This window comes from Micromonospora sp. NPDC049645 (assembly GCF_040675155.1).
Taxonomy (GTDB): Bacteria; Actinomycetota; Actinomycetes; order Mycobacteriales; family Micromonosporaceae; genus Micromonospora.
Window position 1 is genome coordinate 78,208 of the sequence record NZ_JBFAOI010000009.1, and the last position, 26,992, is coordinate 105,199.

Annotated in this window: 29 protein-coding genes; 19 read left to right on the forward strand and 10 right to left on the reverse strand. The window is 73.3% G+C overall.

Translation table 11 applies throughout. The annotated features are described in order from the left end of the window. The first annotated feature begins 189 nt into the window (after positions 1-189). From AB0J33_RS20785 to AB0J33_RS20820, 8 genes are read left to right on the forward strand one after another with little or no spacing between them, the layout of a single operon-like run. Positions 190-1,746: an HAD-IIIA family hydrolase gene (locus AB0J33_RS20785; RefSeq protein WP_363615838.1), complete on the forward strand. Its 1,557-nt coding sequence runs from the start codon at positions 190-192 to the stop codon at positions 1,744-1,746. Next, positions 1,746-2,720, forward strand: a complete 975-nt coding sequence (locus AB0J33_RS20790) for a glycosyltransferase (RefSeq protein WP_363615650.1) — start codon at positions 1,746-1,748, stop codon at positions 2,718-2,720. Before AB0J33_RS20785 ends, AB0J33_RS20790 begins: the two co-directional genes overlap by 1 nt. Continuing rightward, on the forward strand, positions 2,705-3,919 hold the full coding sequence (locus AB0J33_RS20795; RefSeq protein ID WP_363615651.1) for a glycosyltransferase: 1,215 nt from the start codon (positions 2,705-2,707) through the stop codon (positions 3,917-3,919). Before AB0J33_RS20790 ends, AB0J33_RS20795 begins: the two co-directional genes overlap by 16 nt. Next, positions 3,916-4,608, forward strand: a complete 693-nt coding sequence (locus tag AB0J33_RS20800) for an SIS domain-containing protein (protein WP_363615839.1) — start codon at positions 3,916-3,918, stop codon at positions 4,606-4,608. The genes AB0J33_RS20795 and AB0J33_RS20800 overlap by 4 nt, the downstream gene beginning before the upstream one ends. A 16-nt stretch (positions 4,609-4,624) precedes the next feature. Beyond that, positions 4,625-6,070 carry a PfkB family carbohydrate kinase gene (locus AB0J33_RS20805; protein ID WP_363615652.1) on the forward strand — a complete coding sequence of 482 codons (1,446 nt, stop codon included), beginning with the start codon at positions 4,625-4,627 and terminating at the stop codon, positions 6,068-6,070. Continuing rightward, positions 6,067-6,768: an SDR family oxidoreductase gene (locus tag AB0J33_RS20810; protein ID WP_363615653.1), complete on the forward strand. Its 702-nt coding sequence runs from the start codon at positions 6,067-6,069 to the stop codon at positions 6,766-6,768. The genes AB0J33_RS20805 and AB0J33_RS20810 overlap by 4 nt, the downstream gene beginning before the upstream one ends. Next, on the forward strand, positions 6,765-7,718 hold the full coding sequence (locus tag AB0J33_RS20815; RefSeq protein ID WP_363615654.1) for a glycosyltransferase family 9 protein: 954 nt from the start codon (positions 6,765-6,767) through the stop codon (positions 7,716-7,718). Before AB0J33_RS20810 ends, AB0J33_RS20815 begins: the two co-directional genes overlap by 4 nt. Further along, positions 7,702-8,685, forward strand: coding sequence for a DNA topoisomerase IB (locus AB0J33_RS20820; protein WP_363615655.1), 984 nt, complete (start codon positions 7,702-7,704; stop codon positions 8,683-8,685). Before AB0J33_RS20815 ends, AB0J33_RS20820 begins: the two co-directional genes overlap by 17 nt. A 158-nt stretch (positions 8,686-8,843) precedes the next feature. On the opposite strand, the gene AB0J33_RS20825 is transcribed toward AB0J33_RS20820, so the two are convergent. Together AB0J33_RS20825 and AB0J33_RS20830 are read right to left on the reverse strand one after the other, a co-directional pair. Next, the gene (locus AB0J33_RS20825) at positions 8,844-9,878 is read right to left on the reverse strand and encodes a helix-turn-helix domain-containing protein (protein WP_363615656.1); all 1,035 of its coding nucleotides are present in this window, start codon (positions 9,876-9,878) and stop codon (positions 8,844-8,846) included. A 9-nt stretch (positions 9,879-9,887) separates the two neighbouring features. Beyond that, positions 9,888-10,649: a TetR/AcrR family transcriptional regulator gene (locus tag AB0J33_RS20830; protein WP_363615657.1), complete on the reverse strand. Its 762-nt coding sequence runs from the start codon at positions 10,647-10,649 to the stop codon at positions 9,888-9,890. 83 nt (positions 10,650-10,732) lie between these two features. On the opposite strand from AB0J33_RS20830, the gene AB0J33_RS20835 reads away from it, so the two are divergent. Continuing rightward, the gene (locus tag AB0J33_RS20835; RefSeq protein WP_363615658.1) at positions 10,733-12,322 is read left to right on the forward strand and encodes an MFS transporter; all 1,590 of its coding nucleotides are present in this window, start codon (positions 10,733-10,735) and stop codon (positions 12,320-12,322) included. On the opposite strand, the gene AB0J33_RS20840 is transcribed toward AB0J33_RS20835, so the two are convergent. The 4 genes from AB0J33_RS20840 to AB0J33_RS20855 all read right to left on the reverse strand — a co-directional run bounded on the left by AB0J33_RS20840 (position 12,312) and on the right by AB0J33_RS20855 (position 15,816). Next, positions 12,312-12,815 (reverse strand): hypothetical protein, encoded by a 504-nt coding sequence (locus tag AB0J33_RS20840; RefSeq protein ID WP_363615659.1) that lies wholly within the window; start codon positions 12,813-12,815, stop codon positions 12,312-12,314. The genes AB0J33_RS20835 and AB0J33_RS20840 overlap by 11 nt on opposite strands. Positions 12,816-12,903: 88 nt before the next feature. Then, positions 12,904-14,535 (reverse strand): RecQ family ATP-dependent DNA helicase, encoded by a 1,632-nt coding sequence (locus tag AB0J33_RS20845; RefSeq protein ID WP_363615660.1) that lies wholly within the window; start codon positions 14,533-14,535, stop codon positions 12,904-12,906. A gap of 118 nt (positions 14,536-14,653) precedes the next feature. Next, positions 14,654-15,604 carry a TIGR03557 family F420-dependent LLM class oxidoreductase gene (locus AB0J33_RS20850; RefSeq protein ID WP_363615661.1) on the reverse strand — a complete coding sequence of 317 codons (951 nt, stop codon included), beginning with the start codon at positions 15,602-15,604 and terminating at the stop codon, positions 14,654-14,656. 86 nt (positions 15,605-15,690) lie between these two features. After that, positions 15,691-15,816: a hypothetical protein gene (locus AB0J33_RS20855; protein ID WP_256443624.1), complete on the reverse strand. Its 126-nt coding sequence runs from the start codon at positions 15,814-15,816 to the stop codon at positions 15,691-15,693. 217 nt (positions 15,817-16,033) lie between these two features. Between AB0J33_RS20855 and AB0J33_RS20860 the strand changes: the two genes are divergently transcribed. Beyond that, positions 16,034-17,524: a glycoside hydrolase family 3 protein gene (locus AB0J33_RS20860; RefSeq protein ID WP_363615662.1), complete on the forward strand. Its 1,491-nt coding sequence runs from the start codon at positions 16,034-16,036 to the stop codon at positions 17,522-17,524. A gap of 10 nt (positions 17,525-17,534) precedes the next feature. On the opposite strand, the gene AB0J33_RS20865 is transcribed toward AB0J33_RS20860, so the two are convergent. Together AB0J33_RS20865 and AB0J33_RS20870 are read right to left on the reverse strand one after the other, a co-directional pair. Beyond that, entirely contained in the window at positions 17,535-17,822 is a 288-nt protein-coding gene (locus AB0J33_RS20865) for a GNAT family N-acetyltransferase (protein ID WP_363615663.1), read from the reverse strand. Next, positions 17,819-19,045 (reverse strand): cysteine desulfurase-like protein, encoded by a 1,227-nt coding sequence (locus AB0J33_RS20870; protein ID WP_363615664.1) that lies wholly within the window; start codon positions 19,043-19,045, stop codon positions 17,819-17,821. The genes AB0J33_RS20865 and AB0J33_RS20870 overlap by 4 nt, the downstream gene beginning before the upstream one ends. A gap of 95 nt (positions 19,046-19,140) precedes the next feature. Here AB0J33_RS20870 and AB0J33_RS20875 point away from each other — a divergent pair, with 95 nt between their 5' ends. The 7 genes from AB0J33_RS20875 to AB0J33_RS20905 all read left to right on the forward strand — a co-directional run bounded on the left by AB0J33_RS20875 (position 19,141) and on the right by AB0J33_RS20905 (position 23,695). Continuing rightward, positions 19,141-19,506 carry a hypothetical protein gene (locus tag AB0J33_RS20875; RefSeq protein WP_363615665.1) on the forward strand — a complete coding sequence of 122 codons (366 nt, stop codon included), beginning with the start codon at positions 19,141-19,143 and terminating at the stop codon, positions 19,504-19,506. A gap of 59 nt (positions 19,507-19,565) precedes the next feature. Next, positions 19,566-20,387: a DUF1206 domain-containing protein gene (locus AB0J33_RS20880; protein WP_363615666.1), complete on the forward strand. Its 822-nt coding sequence runs from the start codon at positions 19,566-19,568 to the stop codon at positions 20,385-20,387. Between the two features lie 83 nt (positions 20,388-20,470). Beyond that, a complete protein-coding gene (locus tag AB0J33_RS20885) occupies positions 20,471-21,658 on the forward strand; it encodes a mechanosensitive ion channel domain-containing protein (RefSeq protein WP_363615667.1) in 1,188 nt (395 codons plus the stop codon). Between the two features lie 471 nt (positions 21,659-22,129). Next, positions 22,130-22,564, forward strand: coding sequence for a phage holin family protein (locus AB0J33_RS20890; protein WP_363615668.1), 435 nt, complete (start codon positions 22,130-22,132; stop codon positions 22,562-22,564). Beyond that, entirely contained in the window at positions 22,561-22,935 is a 375-nt protein-coding gene (locus AB0J33_RS20895; RefSeq protein WP_363615669.1) for a DUF3618 domain-containing protein, read from the forward strand. Before AB0J33_RS20890 ends, AB0J33_RS20895 begins: the two co-directional genes overlap by 4 nt. After that, complete coding sequence (locus AB0J33_RS20900; RefSeq protein ID WP_363615670.1) at positions 22,932-23,204, forward strand: DUF4235 domain-containing protein; 273 nt, start codon at positions 22,932-22,934, stop codon at positions 23,202-23,204. The genes AB0J33_RS20895 and AB0J33_RS20900 overlap by 4 nt, the downstream gene beginning before the upstream one ends. Before the next feature lie 287 nt (positions 23,205-23,491). Continuing rightward, entirely contained in the window at positions 23,492-23,695 is a 204-nt protein-coding gene (locus AB0J33_RS20905) for a cold-shock protein (RefSeq protein WP_030338233.1), read from the forward strand. 124 nt (positions 23,696-23,819) lie between these two features. Here the strand turns inward: AB0J33_RS20905 and AB0J33_RS20910 are convergent, their stop codons facing one another. Next, the gene (locus AB0J33_RS20910; RefSeq protein WP_363615671.1) at positions 23,820-24,011 is read right to left on the reverse strand and encodes a hypothetical protein; all 192 of its coding nucleotides are present in this window, start codon (positions 24,009-24,011) and stop codon (positions 23,820-23,822) included. 88 nt (positions 24,012-24,099) lie between these two features. After that, positions 24,100-25,083, reverse strand: coding sequence for an aldo/keto reductase (locus AB0J33_RS20915; RefSeq protein WP_363615672.1), 984 nt, complete (start codon positions 25,081-25,083; stop codon positions 24,100-24,102). 85 nt (positions 25,084-25,168) lie between these two features. On the opposite strand from AB0J33_RS20915, the gene AB0J33_RS20920 reads away from it, so the two are divergent. Both AB0J33_RS20920 and AB0J33_RS20925 read left to right on the forward strand, forming a co-directional pair. After that, the gene (locus tag AB0J33_RS20920; RefSeq protein ID WP_363615673.1) at positions 25,169-25,963 is read left to right on the forward strand and encodes a trans-aconitate 2-methyltransferase; all 795 of its coding nucleotides are present in this window, start codon (positions 25,169-25,171) and stop codon (positions 25,961-25,963) included. After that, the gene (locus AB0J33_RS20925; protein ID WP_363615674.1) at positions 25,960-26,982 is read left to right on the forward strand and encodes an adenosine deaminase; all 1,023 of its coding nucleotides are present in this window, start codon (positions 25,960-25,962) and stop codon (positions 26,980-26,982) included. Before AB0J33_RS20920 ends, AB0J33_RS20925 begins: the two co-directional genes overlap by 4 nt. Positions 26,983-26,992: the final 10 nt, after the last annotated feature.

The following is a 26,992-nucleotide window of genomic DNA, read 5'->3' on the forward strand; positions in this document are numbered from 1 at the left end:
CGCTGGCCCACCGCCTCGACGACGACGTTTACTCCTCGGGGCGCCGGGAACCCGCCGGCTGTGCGACAGGACCAGGAGGATCCGTATCAGCGCAGGTCAGCCGGGGTGTACGCCGCTGCTGACCGCGCCGGTTCCGCCGGGCCTCGTCGCACCGCCGCCGGCAGTCGCAGACCCGTCCTGTACGACGCGGTGCTGCTGGACCGTGACGGCACCCTGATCGAGGACGTCCCGTACAACGGTGATCCGGAGAAGGTGCGGCCGGTGCCGGGCGCGCGGGCCGCGCTGGACCGTCTACGCGCGGCCGGGTTGCGGCTGGCGGTCGTCACGAACCAGTCGGGCCTGGCCCGGGGTTACTTCACCGGGGAGCAGATGCGGGCGGTGCACGCCCGCGTCGAAGAGTTGCTGGGCCGCTTCGACGCCTGGTTGATCTGCCCGCACGACGACGCCGACGGGTGTGACTGCCGCAAACCGGCACCCGGTCTGGTGCACGCCGCGGCCCGCGAGCTGGGTACCACCGCGTCCCGGTGCGTCATGGTGGGCGACATCGGCCGGGACGTCGCCGCCGCGTTGGCCGCCGGCGCCGCGGGTGTGCTGGTGCCCACCCCGGTGACCCGGCCGGAGGAGATCGCCGCCGCCGGGTGGGTGGCCACCGACCTGCCGGCGGCGGTGCGGGAGATCCTGCGCCGCCAACAGGCCGTGCAACCCTCGGCCCCGCCCACCGGGCCGGTACGGACGGCACTCGTGGTCCGGTCGGATTCGGCGGGGGACGTGCTGGTCACCGGACCGGCGATCCGCGCCGTCGCGGCCGGAGCGCAGCGGGTGGTGCTGTTGTGCGGGCCGCGTGGGCGGGCCGCCGCCGACCTGCTGCCCGGCGTCGACGAGATCATCGAGCATCCGCTGCCGTGGATCGACCCCGCACCCGGGCCGGTCGACCCGGAGGCCATGCGGAGCCTGACCGCGCGCCTCGGGGCGGTCGGCGCGGAGCAGGCGGTGGTGTTCACCTCGTTCCACCAGTCCGCCCTGCCGCTGGCGCTGCTGTTGCGGATGGCGGGGATCGACCGGATCGCGGCGATCAGCGACGACTATCCGGGCTCGTTGCTGGACATCCGGCACCGGGTGCCGATCGGCGTACCCGAACCCGAGCGCGCCCTCTCCCTCGCCGCCGCCGCCGGTCACCGGCTTCCCGACGGCGACGAACCGGTGCTCCGGCTGCGCCCGGACGCGTTGCCGCCGCGCTCGGCCGACCTCGGCGACCGGGGGTACGTGGTGCTGCACCCCGGGTCGGACGCGTCGAGCCGGGCGTGCCCGCCGGAGGTGGCGACCCGGATCGTCGGGGCGTTGACCGACGCCGGCCACCGGGTGCTCGTCACCGGTGGCCCGGAGGAGCGCGCGGTCACCGCCCGGGTCGCGGCGGCCGGCGGCACCGACCTGGGTGGCCGGACCGACCTGGCCGGGCTTGCGGCGATCGTCGCGGACGCGAGCGCGGTCGTGGTCGGCAACACCGGGCCGGCGCACCTGGCCGCCGCGGCCGGTGTGCCGGTGGTGAGTCTCTTCGCGCCGACCGTGCCGTTCGGCCAGTGGGGGCCCTACCGGGTGCCCACCGTCCGGCTCGGCGACGCCGCCGCGCCCTGCCGGGACACCCGGGCGGCCAGCTGCCCGGTCCCCGGGCACCCCTGTCTCAGTGGCATCGACCCGGACGAGGTGGTCGACGCGCTGCGGACGCTCGCCGTCGGTGGTGGCGGCTGATGAACATCCTGCTCTGGCACGTGCACGGCTCCTGGACCACGTCGTTCGTGCACGGCAGCCACCGTTACCTGATTCCCACCACACCGGACCGTGGCGCGTACGGCCTCGGCCGGGCCCGCACCTACCCGTGGCCGGACAGCGCGGTCGAGGTCAGCCCGGAGGACCTGCCGGGCACCGACGTCGACCTGGTCATCCTGCAACGCCCCGAGGAGATCGACCGGGCCGAGGCGTGGCTTCGCCGACGCCCCGGCCGTGACTTGCCGGCGATCTACGTCGAGCACAACACCCCCAAGGGCGACGTGCCCAACACCAGGCACCCGATGGCCGACCGCGACGACCTGCTCATCGCCCACGTCACCGGGTTCAACCAGATCTTCTGGGACACCGGCACCACCCGCACCACGGTGGTCGACCACGGCATCGTCGCCCCCTCCGCGTCCTACACCGGGGAGCTGGACCGACTCGCCGTAGTGATCAACGAGCCGGTACGGCGAGGTCGGGTCACCGGCACCGACCTGCTGCCCCGGTTCGCCGAGATCGCTCCGCTGGACGTGTTCGGCATGGGCGTCGCCGGCCTGGCCGAGCATCTGGGTCTGCCCGCCGAGCGGCTCATCAGCCACGACGACGTGCCCCAGGACCGGATGCACGCCGAGCTGGCCCGGCGACGGGCCTACCTGCATCTGTGCCGGTGGACCTCCCTCGGGCTCAGCCTCATCGAGGCGATGGCGATCGGCATGCCGGTCGTCGCGCTCGCCACCACCGAGGCGGTGATGGCGGTGCCCGCGGAGGCGGGCGCCCTCGCCACCCGGACCGACACCCTGCTCGACGCCGCCCGCCGGTTCATCGCCGAACCGGCCACCGCGCGTCGGGCCGGCGCGGCGGCGCGAACCGCCGCGCGCGACAGGTACGGCCTCGACCGTTTCCTCGCTGACTGGGACCGGCTGCTGGAGGAGGAAGTATGCGGATCGCGATGATCTCGGAGCACGCCAGCCCGCTCGCCGTCCTCGGAGGGGAGGACGCCGGCGGCCAGAACACGCACGTCGCGGAGCTGTCCGCCGCGCTCGCCGCCGCCGGGCACGAGGTGCGGGTCTACACCCGACGCGACGCGCCCGACCTGCCGGTGACCGTCCGCAGCCCGGACGGGTACGACGTGGTGCACGTGCCGGCCGGTCCGGCCGAGCCGGTGGCGAAGGACGCACTGCTGCCGCACATGCGGGAGTTCAGCCGCTGGCTGATCGAACGCTGGCGGGGCGACTGGGTGCCCGAGGTGATCCACGCGCACTTCTGGATGAGCGGCCTGGCCGGGCTGACCGCGGGCCGGCAGACCGGGGTGCCGGTGGTGCAGACGTACCACGCGCTGGGCACGGTGAAGCGCCGTTACCAGGGTGTGCAGGACACCAGCCCGGCTCGACGGGTCTCCTACGAGCGGGAGTTGGGCCGCTCCGTGGACCGGATCGTCGCGCAGTGCCGCGACGAGGTGGGCGAGCTGGTCCGGATGGGTGTGCCCCGATCCCGGATGACCGTGGTGCCCTCCGGGGTCAACCTCGCCACCTTCGCCCCGCTCGGGCCGGCCGCCGACCGGGAACCGGGACTCGCCCGGATCCTCACCGTCGGTCGGCTGGTCGAGCGCAAGGGCTTCCAGACCGTGATCCGGGCGATGGCGTTGGTCCCGGACGCCGAGTGCCTGGTCGTCGGCGGCCCGCCCGAGGGGCTGTTGGAGACCGACCCGTACGCGCGGCGGTTGCGGGCGCTCGCCGAGTCGTGCGGGGTCGCCGACCGGGTGCACCTGGTCGGGGCGGTGCCCCGGGAGGAGATGGGCCGCTGGTACCGCTCGGCGGACCTGCTGGTCGCCGCACCCTGGTACGAGCCGTTCGGGTTGACCCCGCTGGAGGCGATGGCCTGTGGGGTGCCGGTCGTCGGCACGGCCGTGGGCGGCATCCGGGACACCGTGCTCGACGGGACGACCGGTGACCTCGTGCCGGCCCGGGACCCGCAGGCGCTGGCCACCGCGATCCAGGGGCTGCTCGACGACCGGATCAGGCGCTTCGCGTACGCGGCGGCGGCCCGTGAGCGGGCCCGGGCCCGGTACTCGTGGGCGGCCACCGCCGAGCGGCTGGTCGAGGTCTACAGCGAGGTGGCCGCCGTGCGCCGGCCGACCCGGGTGGTGGCCTGATGCCGGCGGGCAGCCTGCTCGACACCCACCTGACGAACCTCGCCGAGGCGCTGGTGCCGTACCGGCGGTGTGAGCGGCAGCTGGCGCGTTGGGGCGCGGACCTGGCGCACCGGCTGGCCGCCGGGGGCCGCCTGCTGGTCGCCGGCAACGGTGGCAGCGCCGCCGAGGCCCAGCACCTCACCGCCGAGTTGGTGGGCAAGCTCCACGACGACCGCCGGCCGTTGTCCGCGATCGCGTTGCACGCCGAGACGAGCGCCCTCACCGCCATCGCCAACGACTACGGCTACGCCGACGTCTACGCCCGCCAGGTGCGCGCCCACGGTCGCCCCGGCGACGTCCTGCTGCTGCTCAGCACCAGCGGAACCAGCGCCAACCTGCTCTCCGCCGCGCAGGCCGCCCGCGACGTCGGGGTGCGCACCTGGGCGCTCACCGGGGCCGCCCCCAATCCGCTCGCCGACGCCTGCGACGACGTGCTGGCCGTCGCGTCCGGAGACACCCAGGTCGTCCAGGAGCTGCATCTCGTGACCAGCCATCTGCTCTGCGAGTACCTCGAACAGGAGTTGCCCGCCGCGCTGGCCGCGGTCGCCGGACCGGCGGTCGTGCACCCCGCGCCCGGGGAGCCGGCGCCGGTGCGCACCGGGGTCGAGGTGGTGCTCGACGGCGGGACCGGACAACAGGTCGACGCGTGAGGATGAGGAGGCAAGGGTGAGGGGACCTGTGGTGGTGCTCGGGGACACCCTGCTCGACCGGGACGTGGAAGGTGTGGTGAACCGGCTCTGCCCGGATTCCCCGGTGCCGGTGCTCGACGAGACCGCGGCCACCGACCGACCCGGTGGCGCCGGTCTGGCGGCGGTGTTCGCCGCCGCGCAGGGCGCCGAGGTGGTGCTGGTGACCGCGCTCGCCGACGACGCCGGCGGGGCCCGGCTGAGCGCCCTGCTCGCCGCCGCCGGGGTGCGGGTGTACCCGCTGGCCCTCAACGGCGCGACGCCGGAGAAGATCCGACTGCGGGCCCGGGGACGGGTGTTGCTGCGCCACGATCGCGGCGGGACGTCCGGGGAGCCGGGTCAGCCCTCCGACGAGGTGCTCCGGGTGATCGGCGCGGCGTCGGCGGTGCTGGTCAGCGACTACGGCCGGGGAGTGGCCCGGCAGCCCGCGCTGCGCGACGCGTTGGCCGCCACCCGCGCGCCGGTGGTGTGGGACCCGCATCCGCGCGGCCCGGCGGCGGTGCCCGGTGTACACCTGGCCACCCCGAACGAGTCGGAGGTGCGCGAGTTGGTCCCCGCGCTGCCCGGCGCCTCCCGACTGGCCACCGCGTCGCGGGGCGCGCAGGGGCTTCGGCGGCGCTGGCGGGCGGGTGCGGTCGCGGTCACGCTCGGCGGTGACGGCGCGTTGCTCTGTCACGCCGGGTCGACGCCGCTGGTGGTGCCGACGCCGGGCAGCGCCGAGGGGGACACCTGCGGGGCGGGCGACCGGTTCGCGGCCGCCGCCAGCCTCGCGCTGGCCCAGGGCGCGCTGGTCTCCGAGGCGGTGCAGGCGGCGGTCGCCGAGGCGTCCGCGTACGTGGCGGGTGGGGGAGTCGCGGCGGCCCTGCCCGCGTCGAGGCCCAGGGTGCGGGCGGGTGGCACACCCGGGTCGCGTACCCGGGGCGGTGTTCCGGCTGACCGGGTGGGCGTCGCCGCTGTCGCCACGCTCCTCGGCGAGGTACGGGCCGCGGGTGGCACGGTGGTGGCGACCGGTGGGTGCTTCGACCTGCTGCACGCCGGGCACGTGGCCACCCTGGAGGCAGCCCGGCAGCTCGGCGACTGCCTGATCGTCTGCCTGAATTCCGACGCCAGCGTGGCGGGGTTGAAGGGGCCGGATCGGCCGGTGCAGTCCGAGGGGGACCGCGGCCGGCTGCTGGCCGCCCTGAGCTGCGTCGACGCGGTTCTCATCTTCGACGAGCCGACCCCGGAGGCGGCCCTGTCCTGGGTCCGCCCCGACGTCTGGGTCAAGGGCGGCGACTACGCCACCGGCGGTGGGGACGGGACCGCCGGCCTGCCGGAGGCGGAGGTCCTGCGCCGGTGGGGCGGGAACACCGTGGTGGTGCCGTACCTGGACGGTCGTTCCACCACCGACATGATCGTCCGGACGCTCGCGGAGCGGACCCGATGACCGCCACGCGGCCCGACGCCGGGCCCACCGTGCTGGTCACCGGCGGCGCCAGCGGGCTCGGTGCGGCGGTGGTCGCCGCGGTGAGCGCCTCCGGTGGCCGACCGCTCGTGCTGGACCGGCAGCCGCCGGTCGACGGGGTGTCCTGGACCGAGTGCGACCTGGCCGACACGCGGGCCGCCGAGGTGGCCACCCAGCACCTCGCCGAGCAGGCCGGTGGCCTGGACGCGGTGGTCACCGCCGCCGGCACGGACGTGCCGGGCCGACTCGCCGACCTGCCGGGGGAGACCTGGGACCGGATCGTCGCCGTCGACCTGCTGGCCACCGCCGCGGTGATCCGGGCCGCGCTGCCGTTCCTGCTGACCTCTCGGGGCCGCATCGTCACGGTCGCCTCCACCCTGGGCGTCAAGGCGGTCAGCGACGCGACCGCGTACTGCGCGGCGAAGTTCGGGGTGGTGGGGTTCACCCGAGCCCTCGCCGCCGAGCTGGCCGGTCAGGTCGGCGTCACCCTGCTCATTCCGGGCGGGATGCGCACCGCGTTCTTCGACGAACGCGACCCGCAGTACAAGCCGGGGCCGGACGCGATCCTCAACGAGCCCGCCGACACCGCCGCCGCGATCATGTTCGCGCTGAACCAGCCGCCCGGGTGCGCGGTGCGCGAGATAGTGGTCTGCGCCGAGCAGGAGACCTCGTACCCGTGATCCTCGTGCTGCGCGCCCTCGGCGTCGGCGATCTGGTCACCGCGGTGCCCGCGCTGCGGGCGCTGCGGGCCGGGTACCCCTCGCGGGAGCTGGTGCTCGCCGCCCCCGCCTGGCTGGCCCCGCTCGTCGAGCTGGTCGGCGGTGTCGACCGGCTGGTGGACACCGCCGGGCTGGGCCGACCCGTTCCGGTCGCGTCGGCTCCCCGGGTCGCGGTGAACCTGCACGGGCGCGGCCCGCAGTCGCACCGACTGCTCGCGGCCACCCGGCCGGGTCGGCTGCTCGCCTTCGCCAACGCCGACGCCGGCCACGCCGACGGCCCGCCATGGGCCACCGACGAGCACGAGGTGGACCGGTGGTGCCGGCTGCTGTCCTGGTACGACATTCCGGCCGACCGCGCCGACCTCGGCCTGCGCCGGCCGGAGGCGGCCGGGCTGCCCCGCGGCGTCACCCTGCTGCACCCGGGCAGCAAGATCCCGGCCAAGCGGTGGCCCGCCGACCGGTTCGCCGCGCTGGCCCGGGCGCTGACCGACCTGGGGCACCGGGTGCTGCTCACCGGCTCGGCCGACGAACGGGCGTTGGCGACCCGGGTGGCCGACGCGGCGGGCCTGCCGTCGGACGCCGTGCTGGCCGGCCGGACCGATCTCGGCGCGCTCGCCGCGCTGGTGGCCAACGCCCGGCTGGTGGTCAGCGGGGACACCGGGGTCGCCCATCTGGCCACCGGGTTCGGCACCGCGTCGGTGGTCCTCTTCGGACCGGTGCCCCCGGCGCTCTGGGGGCCGCCGACGGACCGGCCACGGCACCGGGTGCTCTGGGCCGGCGAGTCGGATTGGCCCGGGTGGGACGGGGTAGGAAGCCACCCGACGATGGCGGCGCTGCCCCTCGACGAGGTGCTGGCCGCCGTGGCCGAGGTGGAAAGGGTGGTGCGGGTCTCCGGTGCGGTTGCGGCGTAGCGACCCGGGTCGACCGGGGTACGGACGGCGTCGGCGCGGACGGGGCTGGCTCTTCGTCGACCCGTCCGGCGCTCCGGTGCGGGATCCGGAGATCCTGGCCCGGCTCCGGGAGTTGGTCATTCCCCCGGCCTGGCAGGACGTCTGGATCGCGCCGCATCCGAACGGGCACATCCAGGCGATCGGGATCGACGCGGCCGGGCGCAAGCAGTACGTCTACCACCCGCGGTGGCGGGAGAAGCAGGACGAGGCGAAGTTCGACCACATGCTGGAGGTGGCCCGGCGGCTGCCGGCGCTGCGCGAGCGGGTGGGTCGGGACCTGGACGGCCGGGGGTTGGGCCGGGACCGGGTGCTGGCCACCGTGGCCCGGCTGTTGGACATGGGCATGTTCCGGGTCGGCAGCGACCAGTACGCCTCCGGCGACGACCCGACGTACGGGGTCTCCACCCTGCGCCCGGAGCACGCCCGGTCCCGGGGTGGTTGCGTGGTCTTCGTGTTTCCGGCCAAGGGCGGCATCGAGCAGGTACGCCGGATCGAGGACCCGGAGCTGTGCCAGGTGTTGGTCGATCTGCGCCGGCGTCGGCGACGAGCGGACCGGCTGTTCGGCTACTGGGACGGCCGGGAGTGGCGCGACGTGCGCAGCGACGAGGTCAACGGCTACCTGCGTGACGCCAGCGGTGGAGAGATGACGGCCAAGGACTTCCGCACCTGGCACGCCACCGTGCTCGCGGCCACCGAGCTGGCCACCGCCGGCCCGGCCCGCTCGGTGACCGCCCGGCGCAAGGCGGTCGTCGCGGTCATGCGGGAGGTGGCCGACCTGCTGGGCAACACCCCGACGGTGGCTCGCGCGTCCTACGTGGACCCCCGGGTGGTCGACCTCTACCACGACGGGGTGGTGGCGTCGGTGGATCCGCAGGCGCCCCGCGAGGAGGCCGAACGGGTCGTCCTGGAGCTGCTGGAAACGGCCTGACCGGCCCCGCCGACGATTCTGGGGGGAAAACGCGACGGGGCCGGAGCCTCGGGCGCGACCCGGGTGCCACCGGGCGGGCCGCCCGCCGCGCGCTCGCGGCGGGCGCCGCGCCACGGCCCCCGTTGGCGGCCCACCGGTCGAGGTCGGCCGCGCTGGTGTCAGTCTGCCGTGGGTGAGTTGACCGTGGACGCCCGGCGGTTGACGATCCGCGCCGAATGCGAGGCGCTGTCGCGGTGTTCCTGCGGGCTCGTGCCGTACGCCGCCCGGAACGCCCGGCTGAAATGGGCCTTGTCGGTGAAACCCCAGCGGGCCGCGACGGCCTGCACGGGCTGGTTGCGCAGCGCCGGGTCGGTCAGGTCACGCCGGCACCGGGCCAGCCGCAGGTTCCGGATGTAGGACGCCACCGTGGCGTCCTCGCCCTCGAACAACCGGTGCAGGGACCGCACCGAGATGTGGTGGGCGTCGGCGACGGCCTGCGGGTCGAGGGTCGCGTCGCCGAGATGCCGGTGGACGTACGCCTGCACCTGGGTGAGCAGGGCCCGGCGGCGGACCTCGGTGGGCACCGCGTCCTCGGCGACCAGGTGCCGGCCGAGCATGGTGGTGGCCAGGTCGAGCCCCACCGCGCCGAGCCGGCTGGCGTCGGCGGCGTGGTACTGCTCGGGGTGCGCGGTCACCTGGAGCAGGAACTGCGCCAGCAGCGCCCCGATCCCCTCGCTGCCGGACATCCGGCCGCCGTAGAGCGCGGCCATCCGCTGCGGTGGCAGTGGGAGGGCGGCGTGCGGGATCAGAGTGATGATCGAGGTGGCGTCCTCCCGTTCCGGCTCGGTGGCGTGGTGGCACACGTCGTGCGGCCGGGACGCGTCGTAGAAGGTGAACTCGCCGGCCAGGATCTCGCTGTGCCGACCGTCCTGGCTGGACGTGCCGATGCCGCCGGTGGTGAGCGCGAGCACGTACAGCTCCGGGTCGGACTGGCGAACCAGTTTCCGGGTCCGGGTGGCGTCGAGTGACGGGTAGCGGTATTCCACCAACTGGATCGGGCCGAGCGCGATGAAGTCGGCGCGGGCGGCGAAGTCGTCGGTGTGCGCGGAGCGGATGCGCAGTGGCGCCGAGGTGCGCGCGACCAGGTCCAGCCACATTCCGAACCGCTCGCCCGGCGGCAGAACGGTGGTGTCGACGGTGTCTCTCGGCAGCATCCGGCGCCCTCAACCCGCCCGGCGCCGGATGAGCGCCTCGACGCCGTCGAGGATCCGGTCGAGGCCGAAGACGAACTCGTCGTCGGGGTCGTCGTCCTGGTTGAGCACGCCGGCGGTGAGCACCCGGTGCAGCGCGGGGAAGCGGACCGGGTCGATGAGCCGGGCCACCGTCTGGCCGTACGCCGACATCACCTCGCCGGGCTCGGCGCCGGACGCCCGGCTGCCCTCGGCGACCTGCGACGTGAGGGTGGCCTCGTTGCGGACGTACCCGGTGATCAGCAACAGCACCGACATCTTCTCGGCCTCGCCGAGGGTGGTGCCGTCGAGGCAGCGCAGCCCGTCCTCCATCCAGCCGAGCTGTTGCGGGGTGATCGGTGGGCCGCTGATCGGGACGTGCAGCAGCCAGGACCGTTGCCGCAGCACGTCGTGCTCGGCCCAGGCCCACCGGGTGAGGCCGGCACGCCAGTCGTCCTGCGGGTTGGGTGGGCCGGGGGATGGGCCGTACCCGGTGTCCACCATGAGCATCAGCAGCTCGTCCTTGGAGCCGACGTACCGGTAGAGGGCCATGGTGGCGGCGCCCAGCTCCTTGGCCACCCGGCTCATCGACACGGCGGCCAGGCCGTCGGCGTCGGCCACCCGGACGGCGGCGTCCACGATGGCGGGCACGCTCATTCCGGGCCGGGGGCCCTTGGGTGGTCGTTCCCGGAGCCCCCACGCGCTCTCGATGGCCGGCGGGAGCACCGGCCCGCTGTCGTCTGTCTTCGCCGCCACATTTCCTCCTTGCCCCGCCATCCTAGTTCTGCGTATGGTCTACGCATAACAGCGTACGACATACGCAGAAGGGAACGCTGATCATGACGATCACCACCACACCGGCGCCGCGGGCGGGCCGGCGGGAGTGGATCGGGTTCGCGGTGCTGATGCTGCCGCTGCTCCTGGTCTCGATGGACGTGTCGGTGCTCTACTTCGCCGTCCCGTTCATCAGCGAGGAGTTGCGCCCCACCGGCACCCAGCAGCTCTGGATCTTCGACATCTACGGCTTCGTGCTGGCCGGGCTGCTCATCACCATGGGCGCCTTGGGCGACCGGATCGGCCGACGCCGGCTCCTGCTGATCGGCGCCGCCGCGTTCGGGGCGGCGTCGTTGCTGGCCGCGTACGCCGACAGCGCCGCGACGCTGATCGCCGCCCGTGCCGTCCTCGGCGTCGGCGGTGCCACCCTGATGCCCTCCACGCTCGCCCTGGTGCGCAACATGTTCCACGACGCCAAGCAACGCGGCACCGCGATCGGCATCTGGACCGCCACCCTCACCGGAGGCATCGCGATCGGCCCGGTGCTCAGCGGCGTCCTGCTGGAGCACTTCTGGTGGGGCTCGATCTTCCTGATCAACATTCCGGCGATGCTGATGCTGCTCCTGCTCGCCCCGATCCTGGTGCCCGAGTTCCGCAACCCGGCGACCGGGCGGTTCGACCTGCTCAGCGCCGCGCTGTCCCTCGGCGCGCTGCTGCCGGTGATCTACGGCATCAAGGAGATGGCCCGCGACGGCCTCAGCTCGGTCCGAGTGCTCGCCGTCGTCGTCGGCCTGCTGGTGGGCGCGCTGTTCCTGCACCGGCAGCGGACCCGGGCGTACCCGATGGTCGACCTCGCCCTGTTCCGACGTCGCGGCTTCGCCGGGTCGCTGGCGGTGAACCTGCTGGCGATGTTCGCCCTGGTCGGCTTCGCCATCTTCACCACCCAGCACCTCCAACTGGTGCTCGGCCTGAGCCCGCTGCGGGCGGCACTGTGGAGCCTCGTGCCGTCCCTCGCCGTGGGCGGGATCGCGCCGGCCGCCGCCGCGCTCGCCCAGCGCGTCGAGCGGGCGTACCTGATCGCTGCGGGGTTCGGGATTGCCGTGGTGGGTTTCGCGGTGCTGACCCGGGTCACGCCGGAGACGCCGCTGTGGCTGCTGCTCGTCGGCGCCAGTGTCTACGCGGGTGGTCTGGTGATGGTGATGTCGCTCGTCACCGAGCTGGTCCTCGGCGCGGCGCCGCCCGAGCAGGCCGGTGTCGCGTCGGCGCTGACCGAGTCCAGCAGCGAGCTGGGCGGCGCGCTGGGAATGGCGATCCTCGGCAGCGTGGGTGCGGCGGTCTACCGCCGTGAGATCGTCGACGGCCTGCCGGCGGGGCTGCCCGCCGACGCCGGTGCCGCGGCCCGGGAGACCCTCGGCGGCGCGCTCGCGGTGGCGCAGGGGCTGCCGGCGGAGCTGGCCGACGCGGTGCTGCACGCCGCGCGGGTCGCGTTCACCGACGGGCTGCACCTCGCCGCGACCGCCGCCATGGTGGCGATGCTGCTGGGCGCGGTCACCGCGCTGGTCACGCTGCGCGGCGTCCGACCGGCCGACCCTGCGGCGTTGGCCGCCGAGCCGACCGGTCCGGTCGACACCTCGTTGTCGTCGGTCAGTCGATGAGCACGTGCGCGAGTCGGTCTCGGAAACGACGCTCGGAGTCGCTTACCGACTCGCCGCCGATGCCCAGCAACCCACCGCTGGACGCGGCGCCCACCACCTGCTCGGCGATCTTCACCAGCCAGTGCTTGTACGCGCCGGCCTCACCCTCGTCGACGCGGACGGCCAGCAGCTCGGCGGCCTCGCCGGCCCGCAGCAGCACGTCGTCGATCATCGCCTTCGGGTCGGCGGGCGCGATGACCGGCAGCTCCTCACCGGTCTCCGGGTCACCGACCCGGGTGACGATCTCGCCGGCCACGGCGGCCACCAGCGGGCTGGCCGACTCCCGCCCGGCGGCGATGGTCTCCAGCCCGGCCGCGGTCTCCGCCATGGTCCGGCGGGTGCCGTCGGACTCGGCGGCGCTCGCCGCGGTCAGCACCGACTGCGGCAGGCCGACCAGCAGCCCCCACTCCCCGTCGGAGAAACCGAACCCGGTGTACGCCGGCTGCTCGATCACGGCAACGCCCCTTCCGTGCTGCTCTGCTTGGTCGATCGATGCTCTGCTTGGTCGATCCACCGGGCCCGACACCGGTGCCCGGGTCAGGCTAGTCCAGGGTCAGCAGGCCCTGTTCGGACACCACGCGCACCGACAACGTCTTGTACCCGACCTCATCGAAGAGAACCGTCATCTTGTCCTCCTCGTAGGAGAGCACCAGGCCGGGCCCCCACTCCGGGTGACGCACCTGGCTGTGCACCGGGAACGGCCCGACGGCGCCCTGGTCGGCCACGCTGGTGCCGTTGTGGCAGTTGTCGCAGTGGCCGCAGACCTGCGTCATCTGCTCGCCGAAGTAGGCCAGCAGGGTCTGCCCCCGGCAGGCCCGGGTCTCGGCGAAGGCCCGCATCATGTCGGTGCGGGACCGGGTCACGGTCTGCTGGCGCTCCGCCTCGGCCAGCGCCGCGGCGGCGGCGTCGGTCGGGTTGGGGGAGTAGCGGGGAGCACCGATGCGTTGCCGGGCGCGCGGCTCGGCCGCCCCGACCTGTTCCAGCAGGGAGAGATACTGGCCCAGCTTGCGCGGCCCGAGGCCGGTGGTCTCGCGCAGCTCGGTCTTGCTGGCCGGCTTGCGGCGCAGCAGCGCGGCGAGGTCGCGCAGCTCGTCGACGTCGGGCAGGCCGCCGCTGAAGAACCGTTGCAGGCCCACATCCTCGGCCTGCCAGAGCAGCAGCACCCGGGCCGGTTGCCCGTCGCGTCCGGCCCGGCCGATCTCCTGGAAGTAGCTGTCCGGCGAGTCGGGCAGCGCCATGTGCACCACCCAGGCGATGTTCGGCTTGTCGATGCCCATTCCGAACGCCGAGGTCGCCACCATGATGGGGACCTCATCGGCGAGGAACGCCTCGTGCAGTTCGGCGCGCGCGCCGGCCGCCATCCCACCGTGGTAGAACTGCGCCGGGAAGTCGGCGGCGGTCAACCGGGCGGCCAACTCCTCGGCGGCGCGACGGGTCGGCACGTAGATGATCCCGGGCCGCTCGTCGTCGCGCAGCAGCGCGATCAGCCGCCGCCACCGGTAGTCCTCGGTGGGGCAGTGCGCGACCTCGACGAACAGGTTCGGCCGGTCCAGCCCGGAGACCACCACCTCCGGCTCGCGCAGCCGCAGCCGGGCGATGATGTCGTCGCGTACCGGCGGGGAGGCGGTGGCGGTCAACGCGACCACCGGCGGTCGGCCGATGCCGTCGATGAGGTGCCCGAGCGCCAGGTAGTCGGGGCGGAAGTCGTGCCCCCACGCCGAGATGCAGTGCGCCTCGTCGATCGCCACCAGCGCCGGCTTCAGCGCGGCGACCTCGGCCATCCGTTCGGGGTTGCTGAGTTGTTCCGGGGTGATGAAGAGGAACTCCGCCCGGCCCTCGCGGATCTCGGTGATCGCCTCGGCCTGCTGGGTGGGCGACTCGTTCGAGCTGATCCGCACCGCCCGCAGCTCCGGGCGTTGCCGCTCGTTGAGGGAGGCGATCTGGTCCTGCTGGAGCGCCAGCAGCGGGGAGATCACCACGGTGGGGCCGGGGATCAGGCTGGCCGGGATCTGGTAGATCGCCGACTTGCCGGCGCCGGTGGGCAACACCACCAGGGCGTCGCGTCGCTTCATCACCGCGCGCATGGCGGCCAGTTGGTTGGGTCGCAGCGCCTTCCAGCCGAAAAGGCTGCGGGCCGCGCGGCGCAACGTCATCGAGTGCGTGGACAGTTTCATCGAGGGCCGGAGGTACCCGAGCCCAGGACCGCCGAAACGCGTTCGGACGATCACGGGCGGGGCACCGTCCATGCCCCCGACTGCCGGCCCGCCGAGCGCCGGCCCGCTGATCGTCGGCTCAGCGCAGCCGGGGCAGCACCTCGCGCTGGTAGAGGTCGAACAGGCCCTGGTGGTGCGGGCCGGTGTTGGCCACGTAGACCTCGTCGAAGCCGGCCTTCGCGTACTTGTCGATCATCTCCAGGTGCGCGTCGGCGCTGTTGCCGCAGACGAACGCCTCCTTCAGCATCTCCGGCCTGACCAACTCGGCGGCCTGCTCGAAGTGTCGGGGTGAGGGAAGCACCTGGGACAGCTCACCCGGCACCCCCGCGTTGGGCCAGCGCTCGTACGCGAGACGCATCCCCTCGTCCTCGCTGTCGGCGTACGCCGCCTTGAAGCCGGCCTGGCACGGCTTGTCGCCGCCGCCGCTCTCGCGGAAGCGCCGGACCATCTCGCCGTCGGGCATGGTGCTCACGTAGCCGTCGCCGATCCGGGCCGCCAGGTCGATGGCCTTCGGCCCGAAGGCGGAGACGTAGATCGGCGGGGGAGTGTCGGGCAGCGTGTAGATCCGGGCGTGTTCCACGGTGTAGTGCTTGCCGTGGTGGTTGACGAAGTCGCCGCTCCACAGCGCCCGCAGCACCGCGACGGCCTCCTCCAGCATCTCCAGCCGGACGTCGGCCTGCGGCCAGGCGTCACCGAAGATGTGCTCGTTGAGCGCCTCGCCGGTGCCGACGCCGAGGACGAACCGTCCACCGTGCAGCACCGCGCTGGTGGCCGCCGCCTGCGCGATCACGGCCGGGTGGATCCGCACGGTCGGGCAGGTCACCGCCGTGGTCACCGGCAGCGAGCAGACCTGGCTGAGCGCGCCGATCATCGACCAGACGAACGGGCTCTGGCCCTGTGCGTCCACCCAGGGATGGTAGTGGTCGGAGATCCACAGCGCCTCGAACCCGGCCCGTTCGGCGCCGCGTGCCTGCTCCAGCAACTCGGCGGGCGTGTACTCCTCACTGGACAGAAAGTATCCGATCTTCATGGCTTACCCCTTCGGCACGCGGACTGCTGATGGGACAGCCGTACCCCGGCGGCGCCCGGTCACACCGACTCTCGCCCCCTGCGGGATCAGCGTCGACCGAACATCGCCCGGATCGCGGCGAGCAGCAGCAGGGCGCCGACCACCAGGCCGAGCAGGCGTACGCCGGGGATGTCGGCCGGGCTCGTCGCGTCGGCCAGCGGGACGGGATCCATCCCCGCACTCTCCCCGGCGAACGGGCCGCCCGGCAACTGTAAGGTTTATTGACTATTGAATCGCTCAGTGTGACCATGGCAGGACCGCCTGCCGGTGGCGGTGCGCCGAGGGCGCGCGAGAGATGGGGTACGGGGGCCGCATGAGCGAGCGCAACCAGCGGGTCGACGGGGGCGCGCCGACGCCGGTGATCGACACCGATCACCACGAGGGGGCGGAGTGACCACGACCACCGGGCACCTCCCGGCCCTCGCCGCCGCCGTCCTGCAACCCGGCTTCGTCGGCACCACCCCACCGCCGTGGGTGTGCCGCTGGCTCGGCGGGGGTCTCGGCTCGGTGGTGCTCTTCGCCCGCAACGTCGTCGACACCGAGCAGGTGGCCGCGCTCACCGCGACGCTGCGCGCGGAACGGCCGGACGTCATCGTGGCGATCGACGAGGAGGCCGGCGACGTCACCCGGCTGGAGTCGGTGCACGGCAGCTCCCGACCCGGCAACTTCGCCCTCGGCGCGATCGACGACCCGGAGCTGACCGAGGCCGTCGCCCGGGACCTCGGCACCGAGCTGGCCGCGGCGGGGGTCACCCTCAACTACGCCCCGGACGCCGACGTCAACTCGAACCCGGCGAACCCGGTGATCGGCGTCCGCTCCTTCGGCGCCGACCCGGAGCTGGTCGCGCGGCACACCGCCGCCTGGGTCCGCGGGCTCCAGGCCGGTGGCGTCGCGGCCTGCGCCAAACACTTCCCCGGCCACGGCGACACCCGCGTCGACTCACACCACGACCTGCCGCGGATCACCGCCGACCGGGAACGACTGGACGCCTGCGAGCTGTCCCCGTTCCGGGCCGCCGTGGCCGCCGGGGTGCAGGCCGTGATGACCGGCCATCTGCTGGTGCCGGCGCTCGACCCACACCTGCCGGCGACGCTGAGCCAGCGCATCCTGGGCGGGCTGCTCCGCGACGAGCTGGGCTTCTCCGGCGTGGTGGTGACCGACGCGGTGGAGATGCGCGCGGTCGCCGACCGGTACGGCTTCGCCGGCGCGACGGTCCGTGCCCTCGCCGCCGGGGCCGACGCCATCTGCATCGGTGGCGAACGGGCCGACGAGCAGGCCGCCCGCGAACTGCGCGACGCCATCGTGGCCGCCGTCGTCTCCGGCGAACTGCCCGAGGAACGCCTCGCCGAGGCCGCCAAGCGCGTCGGCCAACTCGCCGCCTGGACGGTGGCCGCCCGCACCGCCGGCTCGGCCGGCGCGCGCGCCGCCGCCGACGTGGGGCTGGTCGCCGCCCGCCGGGCCGTCCGGGTCACCGCCGCCCCGGGCTCGACGGTCACGCTGCCACTGACCCGCGCGGCCCACGTCGTCGAGTTCGAGCCGCTGCGCAACATCGCCATCGGCGCGGAGACCCCGTGGGGCATCGGCGGGCCACTGGGCGAGCTGCTGCCCGGCACCCGCACCGTCCGCTACGCCGAACCCGACGTGCCGGACGACCCCGGCACCGGGGCGGGCACCCGTCCCCTGGTCCTGGTGGTGCGGGACCTGCACCGGCACGAGTGGATGCGCGACGCCGTGCACCGCGCGTTGGCCAGCCGGCCGGACGCGGTGGTGGTCGAGCTGGGCGTGCCCGAACTGGTCACCGGGGCGGTGCACCTGGCCACCCACGGCGCCACCCGGGCCAGCGGACGGGCCGCCGCCGAGGTGCTCACCGGCACCCGCTGACAGTCGCGCCCTACGTGAGGTCGGCGATTAGGTCGGCGTACTCGGGGTGCTTGTCGATGAACGCGGCCATGAAGGGGCACTGCGGCACCACCTTCGTGCCACGGGACCGAATCTCGTCCAGGGTGCCCCGGATCAGCGCCCCGCCCACCCCCTTGCCCTGGAAGCTCCGATCCACCTCGGTGTGGGTGAAGACCAGAACCTCCCCGCGCGGCAGGTACGCGGTGAAACCGGCAAGCGCGTCGTCGACCAGGATCTCGAAGCGGTGCTTCGCCGGGTTGTCCTCGACCAGGGTGCTCATCCGGCCATTGTCCCCGCGGTCTCGGCAAGCGCGTCGAGTTCGCCGAGCAACCGGTCCACCTCGTCGGCCGTGTTGTAGTGGTAGATGCTGGCCCGCACCGCGCCGCCGCTGTCGCGCAGCCCCATCATCTGGAAGTACTCGTAGGCGTAGTAGTCGCCGACGGAGAGGCAGAAGCCGGCCGCGCCCAACGCGTCCTGGGTGGCCGTCGGCGACATCCCGGCGACCCGGAACGAGACCGTCGGGCAGCGCCGGGCCGGTGAGCCGTAGACGGTGATCCCCGGCCGCTGCGCCAACCCGGCGAGCAGCCGGTCCAGCAGTGCCTCCTCGTGTGCCTGGGCGGCGGCCAGACCGGCCCGCAGCCGCGCCCGCCGGTCCCCGACCGCGTCCGGGTCCAACGTCGCCAGGTGCTCCACGGCGGCGGTCACCCCGGCCAGCAGCGGGAAGCTCGGCGTGCCGTACTCGAACCGCTCCGGAACCGCGTCCGAGGACGGCACCAGCTTCGTCGGACGCAGCGCCGCCCACCGGGCCGGGTCGGCCACCATCGCCGCCAGGTGCGGCCCCGACCACTTGTACGCGCTGGTGACCAGCACGTCGGCCCCGAGCGAGGTCAGGTCGGTCGGCCCGTGCGGCACCGAGTGCACCCCGTCGACGCAGACCACCGCCCCGACCGCGTGCGCGGTCTTGGCGATCGCCGCCACGTCCGGCATGGTGCCGATGGCGTTGCTGCCGGCGGTCACCGCGACCAGCCGGGTCCGCTCACCGACCAGGTCGGCGTACTGGGCCGCGGGCAGCTCACCGGTGTGCCGGTCGACCTCGGCCCACCGCACCGTCGCGCCGGCCGCCTCGGCTGCCTGCACCCACGGCCGCACGTTCGCGTCGTGGTCGAGCCGGGAGACCACCACCTCGTCACCCGGGCGCCAGGCCGCGCCGAGCGTACGGGCCAGGGTGTACGTCAGCGCGGTGGCACTCGGGCCGAGCACCACACCGGCAGGGTCGGCGCCGAGCAGGTCGGCCACCGCCGAGCGGGCCTCGGCCACCAGCTCCAACGACCGGCGGCCAGGGACGGAGGCGGCGCTGCGGTTGCCGACCGCCGCCCGCATGGCGTCGGCGACCGCGTCGATCACACCCGCCGCGGTCTGGGTGCCTCCGGCCCCGTCGAAGTGGACGAAGCCCTCGGTCAGGGCGGGGTAGGCGGCCCGGGTGCGGGCGATGTCGAACGGCATGTCCCGGACCCTAGCCGGTGCCCCCGCGCGCTGGTCACCCACCGGGTGATCACGGTTCAGCGCCGACCTCGCGGCTGTCTCGTACTCTTGGCGGGGTGACGAACCGACCCGCCACCATGCCCATTCCCTCCGTCCGCCGCGCCGCCGGCCTCTTCGCGGCCCTGGCGCTCGGCCTCGCCGTACTCGCCGGGTGCAGCTCGCAGGGCGCCTCCACCGACTGCGGGCTGGACGCCTGCACGGTCACCTTCGAGCGGGGTGTCGACGCCAGCGCCACCATCCTCGGCGTCGAGGCCAAACTGGTCGGCGCCGAGGGTGACCAGGTGACCGTCGAGGTCGCCGGGGAGCAGCTCACCCTCACCACCGGCCAGCAGGCCACCGAGGCCGGGGGCTTCGCGGTCACCCTGGACAGCGTGACCGACCAGCAGGTCAAGATCCGGGTGTCCCGCAACCCGGGCAGCTGACCTGGGCGGGCGGCGGTGGCCGACGTTTGGGAATCTTCCGAATCGGAGATTGTGACGCCATGTCACTCACCCGTAGCGCCGAAGCCACCGCCTCCCGAACGGCGGACAGCCGGTGGCTGGAAATTCTCGCCCGGGCCGGCTTCATCGGCTACGGCGTCGTCCACCTCCTCTTCGCCTGGTTGGCGTTGCAGATCGCGTTCGGCACGTCGTCCGACGACGGCGACCAGTCCGGCGCTCTGCGTACCCTCTCCGCACAGCCCCTCGGCAAGTTCCTGGTCATCGCCGTCGCGGTCGGCCTGCTCGCGATGGCGATCTGGCAGGCGCTGGAGGCGGCGGTCGGGCACCGCGCCGAGCGCGGCAGGGAGCGGGTCACCGAGCGGCTCGCCTCGGCCGGCCGGACCATCGTCTACCTCTACTTCGCCTGGACCGCGTTCAAGGTCTTCAAGGACGCCGGGTCGAACAGCGCCGACCAGCAGGAGGCGTTGACCGGCAAGCTGATGACCTCCAGCGGCGGCCGCTGGCTGGTCGGCCTGGCCGGGCTGGTGGTCGCCGCGATCGGCGTCGGCCTGGTGATCTACGGTGCCCGCAAGAAGTTCGAGAAGCACCTCAAGACCGGCGAGATGAGCCCGAAGACCCGCAAGCTCGCCCGCCGGCTGGGCATGGCCGGATACATCGCCAAGGGCGTCGCGTACGGCATCGCCGGTCTGCTGGTCATCGTGGCGGCGGTGAACTACGACCCGGAGAAGGCCCGTGGTCTGGACGCCGCGCTGCACACCCTGGGTGAGCAGTCGTACGGGATGTTCCTGCTGACCCTGGTCGCCCTCGGCATCGCCGCCTTCGGCGTCTACTGCTTCCTCCAGTCCCGGTACCGCAAGGTCTGAACTGGTCGATTCCCGGGTCGTCGGGCACTCTTGGGCTTTTGCCCGAAGTGCCCGACGCCTCGTCGAAGGGGAGCACCGAAGCCGTGCAGAACTATCTCGAAACGGCCGTCGCCGCGCTCATCGCGGCGGCAGTCGCCCTGTTCCTGGTCGAGGCCATCCACCGGCTGACCCGGCGGTTCGGCCGCCGGTCGCTGCTGTTGACCGAGTTGACCGATCATGCGCACCGCCCGTTCCAGGTCGCCGGGACGGTCCTGGCCGTGCAGTTCGCCGTCCGCTTCAGCACCGGGTACGCCGTCGGCGAGAGCTGGCGGCGCCTGCTGCTGCACCTGCTCATCCTCGGCGTCATCGCCACCACCGCCTGGCTGGTCGCCTGCCTGCTGGTCGTCGTGGAGGACACCGCGCTGGCCCGGTTCCGGGTCGACGTACCGGACAACCGGCACGCCCGACGGGTACGGACCCAGGTGGTGATGCTGCGCCGACTGACCATCGCGGTGATCGTCATCCTGACCGTCGGCGTGATGCTGATGACGTTCCCCAGCGTGCGGGGCATCGGCGCCGGTGTGCTGACCTCGGCCGGTGTCGTCGGTGTGGTGGCCGCGCTCGCCGCGCAGAGCCTGCTCGGCAACGTCTTCGCCGGCCTCCAACTCGCCTTCAGCGACGCCGTCCGGCTCGACGACGTGGTCGTCGTCGAGGGGGAGTGGGGTCGGATCGAGGAGCTGACCCTCAGCTACGTCGTGGTGCAGATCTGGGACGACCGCCGGTTGATCCTGCCCACCTCGTACTTCACCAGCAAGCCGTTCCAGAACTGGACCCGCACCGAGGCGGCGGTGCTCGGCACCGCCGAGTTCGACGTCGACTGGGCGGTGCCGGTGCAGACCATGCGCGAGGAGCTGCGGCGCCTGGTCGAGGGCACCGAGCTGTGGGACGGGCGGGTCTGCGTCCTCCAGGTCACCGACGCCACCGGCGGGACGGTGCGGTTGCGCGCGCTGGTCAGCGCCGCCGACGCGGGCAGTCTGTGGGACCTGCGCTGCCTCGTCCGGGAGCACCTGGTCGCCTGGATCCGGGACAACCGCCCGACCGCGATGCCCCGGCTGCGCACCGAGCTGGGTGACGCCAACAGCAACCTGTCCTGGCAGTGGGTGCAGCCGCGGCGCCCGGCCCGCCGCCTGTCCGAGACCGAGGCGCCCGACGACGCCCGGGTCTTCGGTGGCAGCGACGACGGCGACGCCCGCAGCGAAGCCTTCGTAGGCCCCGAAGAATCCCGCCCCTGACCCGCCCCCGCCCACCCTGTCCCGCACGTCCCGCTCGCTGCCCCGCCGCCCTGTCCCGCTCCGCCCACCCCGCCCGCCCCGCCTGCCCAAGATCGCGCAATTTCCTGGTTGTAGTGGCCTCCATTCCCGCCGAGGCCACTACAACCAGGATTGAGCGCGATCTTGCCGTTCGTCCCTGACGATCATGGGTTTCACGGGGAGCTTCGCCGGGTTCGTTCCCGGCAACCCCATGATCACCACGTCGAAATTGCCCGGCGTACCGGAACCGGGAAAGGGTGGTCGGGGTGGGAGGTTTGGTCGGGCTTGGGTGGGGGATGTGCTGCCGGACGTCTCTGGCGTGATCGCGGCGGCTGGCCGCGTATCGGCGGCGCGGCGTCCGGACAACCGGGACGGTGAGCTGCTCGGCGCGCTTTAGGATTGACGGGCGGCGACTCCGGGCATACAGCGCGGTGATGAGGAAAGGAGGACAGCATGGCTGACGTGGCGAAAGCCCGCACATCCCAGAACGGGAGCGAGCCCTCCACCGCCGAGCTGGTGCAGCGGGCCACCGAGCAGATCTCCCGCCTCGTGCGGGACGAACTGACGCTGGCCCGAGCGGAGTTGACCCAGAAGGGCAAGCACGCAGGCATCGGGATCGGCCTGTTCGGCGGCGGCGGCGCGCTCGCGTTCTTCGGCCTGGGCGCGCTGGTCGCCACGGCGATCCTGCTGCTCGACCTTGTGTTGCCCGCCTGGGCCGCGGCGCTGCTCGTGGCGGTGGCCTGCTTCCTGGTGGCCGGCGTCCTCGCTCTGGTGGGCAAGAAGCAGGTCAGCCGGGCCGTCCCGCCGGTCCCGGCGGCCACGGTCCGCAGCCTGCGGGCAGACATGGACACCGTCACCGCCGCGGTGAAGGACAGGGGGCGGCAATGACCGGCAACGGGACCGGCGACACGGAGGCTCTCCGCGAGGAGATCCGTCGTACCCGCGTCGAGTTGGGCGAGACGATGGAGGCGTTGGCCGCCAAGGCCGACGTCAAGGCGCGGCTCAAGGAGTCCGCCGAGCAGGCCAAGGAGCGGATGCGTGAGCAGGCGGCGCAGACCGTCGCCCGGGTCCGCGGGCAGGCCGCGCGTGGCGCCGGGAGGGCACGGGCGCAGGCGTACGAGAAGGGCGAGTTGGTTCGCGCGCAGGCGTACGACAAGGGCGAGATGGTGCGACGCAACCCGGTGCCGTGGGCGGCCATCGCCGCCGGTGCGGTGGCCACCGTGGTGGTGCTGATGATCGTGCGGGGGAGGCGTAGGTGAGTAAGAGCATCGGCAGGGTCGCGTACCGGCCGGTCGGCGTGCTGTTGGGCATCGCCGCGGGCACGGTGGCCGGGGCGATCTTCCGGCAGGTCTGGAAGGTCACCGCCGGCGACGGCGAGGCGCCCAGCGCGACCGACGAGGATCGCGGCTGGGGCGAGATCCTGGCCGCCGCGGCGTTGCAGGGCGCCATCTTCGCGGTCGTCCGGGCCGCCGTGGACCGGGGCGGCGCGGTCGGCGTCCGCCGGATGACCGGCAGCTGGCCGGACTGACCAGCAGCGACTTCAGCCCCCTTCCCGCATCGATGGGAAGGGGGCTTTCGCATGGCATCGGACGCCGCCCAGCGCACCTGAGGCATCCGTCAGGTCACATGTCGGAGAAATTCGTCGGAGAGGTCGTGACAGACTTTTTGCGTCCGTGATTTGCTGGTCCCCGCTGTTGCGAGATGGCGTGGGTTGAGAGAAGTCTCCTTCGTGGGGCCGACTCAGGCGTCGCTGCTCAAAAACGGCCAATCGGCCGGACGGCGTGCACGGCCGCCAGTTTTTAGAGGGAGATACACATGGCTCAGGGAACCGTGAAGTGGTTCAACGCAGACAAGGGCTTCGGCTTCATCACCGTCGATGGTGGGGGTGCTGACGTGTTCGTCCACTTCTCGGCCATCCAGACCAGCGGCTACCGCTCGCTGGAGGAGAACCAGCGGGTGGAGTTCGAGATTGCTCAGGGTCAGAAGGGCCCGCAGGCCGAGCAGGTCCGTCCCATCTGAGTAGGACGACCGGCCTCCGCCGGTCAGTGGGACGATCCGGCCCGAGGGTCGCTGTGAAAGCCCCGCATCCCGGCCGGGATGCGGGGCTTTCCCCGTACGCAGAACTCCCCAGTGGAGTGGGCGCTCAGCGTCGGCGCGAGCGCAGGCCCAGCCAGAGCACCACGAGCCCGGCCAGCGTCACGAGCGGGCCGAGCACCGCCCAGATCTTCTCGTCGGTCATCACGCTGCCGCTGACGTAGCCGAGGCCCTGGACCGTCCACACCGCACCGATCACCACGGCCAGCAGGCCGAGGGTGAGCGGAAGCCAGCCCCTCATCGCGTCCCCTCTCCGCCGCCCGGGGCGGCTCGCCGCCGTCCAGCATCGCCGGTCGGACAGGCCGACGCGAGCACCCCGGGCGCGCGGGTCACCACCGGTCGTGCACCTGCGGGCGGATCAGCTCGTCGTAGGTCGCGCGTACGGCTGCCAACTGCTCGTCGGTCAGCGGGGACAGGTCCGCCGCGGCGGCGTTGCGGCGGGCCTGCTCGGCGTCGCGGGCGCCGGGGATGACCACGGTGACGCCCGCCTGGTCGAGCACCCAGCGCAGCGCGAACTGCGCCATCGTGCGGTCCGCGTCAACGAGCGGGGCCAGCCGGCGTACGGCGGCCAGACCCCGGTCGAAGTCGACCCCGGAGAACGTCTCCCCGACGTCGAACGCGGCTCCGTGCCGGTTGTAGTTGCGGTGGTCGTCGGCGGGGAACTCGGTGTGCTCGTCGTAGCGACCGGAGAGCAGGCCGCTGGCCAGCGGCACCCGGGCGATGATGCCCACACCGGCTGCCGCGGCGGCCGGCAGGACCCGCTCCAGGGGCTTGTGGCGGACCGCGTTGAGGATGATCTGCACGCTCGCCACGCCCGGCCGGGCGATCGCGGTGAGGGCCTGGTCGCACGTTTCGACGCTGACGCCGTAGCCGGCGATGGCCTTCTCGGCGACGAGGGTGTCCAGGCCGTCGAAGACCTCGTCGGAGGAGAAGACCTCGGTGGGCGGGCAGTGCAGCTGGACCAGGTCGAGGGTGTCCATGCCCAGGTTGGCCCGGGAGCGGTCGGTCCACTGCCGGAAGTTGGCCAGGGTGTACGCCTCCGGCCGCTGCTCGACGCGGCGGCCCATCTTGGTGGCGACGGTCAGCCCGGCGTCGGGTCGGGTGCGCAGGAAGCGCCCGATCAGCTGTTCGCTGCGTCCGTCGCCGTAGACGTCGGCGGTGTCGAGGAAGGTGACCCCGGCGTCCACGGCGGCGGCGAGCACCGCCATCGCGTCGTCCTCGCTGACGGTGCCCCAGTCGGCACCGAGTTGCCAGGCGCCCAGACCGACCGCGCCAACGGTCCGGCCGAGCCGGTTGAAGCTGCGCTGTTCCATGCCCCCGAGCCTAGTGATCGGGTTGCCGCCCGGCCAGACGAGCCGTACCGTAAAACAATACGGACGTACGGTTTGGGAGGCGATCATGTGGGATCCGACGGCCTACCTGCGATTCGGCGACCAGCGATCCCGGCCGTTTCACGACCTCGTCGCCCGGATCCCGGCCGAGCGCCCCCGGACGGTGGTCGACCTCGGCTGCGGGCCCGGCCAGCTCACCGCCACCCTCGCCGAGCGCTGGCCGACGAGCCGGGTGCTCGGCCTCGACTCCTCACCCGACATGATCGACCGGGCCGAGACCCTCGGCGTACCCGTCGATTTCACCGTCGCCGACCTGCGCGACTGGCGTCCGGCCGGCGACGAGGACGTGGTGGTCAGCAACGCGGCGCTGCAGTGGGTCCCCGGCCACCAGGAGTTGCTGCGCCGCTGGGCCGTCGAGCTGCCCGCCGGGGCGTGGCTCGCCATGCAGGTCCCCGGCAACTTCGCCGCCGGATCGCACCGCGCCCTGCGGGAGGTCGCCGACCGGCCGACCTGGCGGGCCGATCTCGCCCCGCTGCTGCGCGCGGACCCGGTCGACGACCCGGCCGACTACGCGGCGCTGCTGACCGCCGCCGGCTGCGCGGTGGACGCCTGGGAGACTACCTACGTGCACCTGCTGCCGGCTCGACCCGCCGCCGAGCACCCGGTGCTGGCCTGGATGGAGGGCACCGCGTTGCGCCCGGTCCGGGCCGCGCTGGACGCCGCCGGCTGGTCGGCCTTCCGGGCCGAGCTGGGGGTACGCCTCACCGCGGCGTACCCGGTGCGGCAGGGTCAGGTGTACTTCCCGTTCCGCCGTGTCTTCGTCGTCGCCCGCACCGGTGACCATGCTCAGGAGAACCCGTGACCGACCTGCCCACCTTCATCGCCGGCCTGCCCAAGGTGGAGCTGCACGTGCACCACGTCGGCTCCGCCTCGCCCCGGATCGTCGCCGAGTTGGCCGCCCGCCACGAGGGACGTACCCCCGTGCCGGCCGATCCCGAGGCGCTCGCCAGCTACTTCGAGTTCCGCGACTTCGCGCACTTCATCGAGGTCTACCTGAGCGTCGTGGACCTCATCCGCGACCCGGAGGACGTCTGGATCCTCACCCACGAGGTGGCCCGGGAGTTGGCCCGCCAACAGGTCCGGTACGCGGAGCTGACCATCACCCCGTACTCGCACGTGCGTCGGGGCATCCCCGCCCCGGCGTTCTGCGAGGCGATCGAGGACGCCCGTAAGCGTGCCCTGGCCGACTTCGGCATCGAGCTGCGTTGGTGCTTCGACATCCCCGGCGAGGCCGGTCTGCCGGCCGCCGAGGAGACGCTGCGCATCGCGCTGGACGAGCGCCCGGACGGGCTGGTCAGTTTCGGTCTCGGCGGCCCGGAGATCGGCGTACCCCGGCCGCAGTTCCGGCCCTACTTCGACCAGGCCCGCGCCGCCGGGCTGCGTTCGGTGCCGCACGCCGGGGAGACCACCGGCCCGCAGACCGTCTGGGACGCGCTGCACGAGCTGGGCGCCGAGCGGATCGGGCACGGCATTTCCGCCGCGCAGGACCCGCAGTTGCTCGCGTACCTGGCCGAGCGGCAGATCGCGTTGGAGGTCTGCCCGACCTCCAACGTCCGGACCAGGGCGGTGGCCAACCTCGACGAGCACCCGCTGCCCCGGCTGGTCGAGGCGGGCCTGCTGGTCACCATCAACTCCGACGACCCGCCGATGTTCGGCACGACTCTCAACGACGAGTACGCGGTGGCGGCCCGCCTGCTCGGCGTCGGCGCCGAGGGGCTGACCGGGCTGGCCCGCAACGCGGTGACCGCGTCCTTCCTCGACACCGCCGGCAAGCAGCGGATCAGCGACGAGATCGACGCCTACCTCGCCACCGCCGGCTGAGCTTGCCGAC

Bases quoted from the DNA above. Each gene is read 5' to 3' on its own strand.
- AB0J33_RS20790 (WP_363615650.1), top strand. From the start codon at position 1,746: ATGAACATCCTGCTCTGGCACGTGCACGGCTCCTGGACCACGTCGTTC.
- AB0J33_RS20795 (WP_363615651.1), top strand. From the start codon at position 2,705: ATGCGGATCGCGATGATCTCGGAGCACGCCAGCCCGCTCGCCGTCCTC.
- AB0J33_RS20810 (WP_363615653.1), top strand. From the start codon at position 6,067: ATGACCGCCACGCGGCCCGACGCCGGGCCCACCGTGCTGGTCACCGGC.
- AB0J33_RS20825 (WP_363615656.1), bottom strand. From the start codon at position 9,878: ATGCTGCCGAGAGACACCGTCGACACCACCGTTCTGCCGCCGGGCGAG.
- AB0J33_RS20835 (WP_363615658.1), top strand. From the start codon at position 10,733: ATGACGATCACCACCACACCGGCGCCGCGGGCGGGCCGGCGGGAGTGG.
- AB0J33_RS20845 (WP_363615660.1), bottom strand. From the start codon at position 14,535: ATGAAACTGTCCACGCACTCGATGACGTTGCGCCGCGCGGCCCGCAGC.
- AB0J33_RS20850 (WP_363615661.1), bottom strand. From the start codon at position 15,604: ATGAAGATCGGATACTTTCTGTCCAGTGAGGAGTACACGCCCGCCGAG.
- AB0J33_RS20855 (WP_256443624.1), bottom strand. From the start codon at position 15,816: ATGGATCCCGTCCCGCTGGCCGACGCGACGAGCCCGGCCGACATCCCC.
- AB0J33_RS20865 (WP_363615663.1), bottom strand. From the start codon at position 17,822: ATGAGCACCCTGGTCGAGGACAACCCGGCGAAGCACCGCTTCGAGATC.
- AB0J33_RS20870 (WP_363615664.1), bottom strand. From the start codon at position 19,045: ATGCCGTTCGACATCGCCCGCACCCGGGCCGCCTACCCCGCCCTGACC.
- AB0J33_RS20880 (WP_363615666.1), top strand. From the start codon at position 19,566: ATGTCACTCACCCGTAGCGCCGAAGCCACCGCCTCCCGAACGGCGGAC.
- AB0J33_RS20890 (WP_363615668.1), top strand. From the start codon at position 22,130: ATGGCTGACGTGGCGAAAGCCCGCACATCCCAGAACGGGAGCGAGCCC.
- AB0J33_RS20895 (WP_363615669.1), top strand. From the start codon at position 22,561: ATGACCGGCAACGGGACCGGCGACACGGAGGCTCTCCGCGAGGAGATC.
- AB0J33_RS20905 (WP_030338233.1), top strand. From the start codon at position 23,492: ATGGCTCAGGGAACCGTGAAGTGGTTCAACGCAGACAAGGGCTTCGGC.
- AB0J33_RS20910 (WP_363615671.1), bottom strand. From the start codon at position 24,011: ATGAGGGGCTGGCTTCCGCTCACCCTCGGCCTGCTGGCCGTGGTGATC.
- AB0J33_RS20915 (WP_363615672.1), bottom strand. From the start codon at position 25,083: ATGGAACAGCGCAGCTTCAACCGGCTCGGCCGGACCGTTGGCGCGGTC.
- AB0J33_RS20920 (WP_363615673.1), top strand. From the start codon at position 25,169: ATGTGGGATCCGACGGCCTACCTGCGATTCGGCGACCAGCGATCCCGG.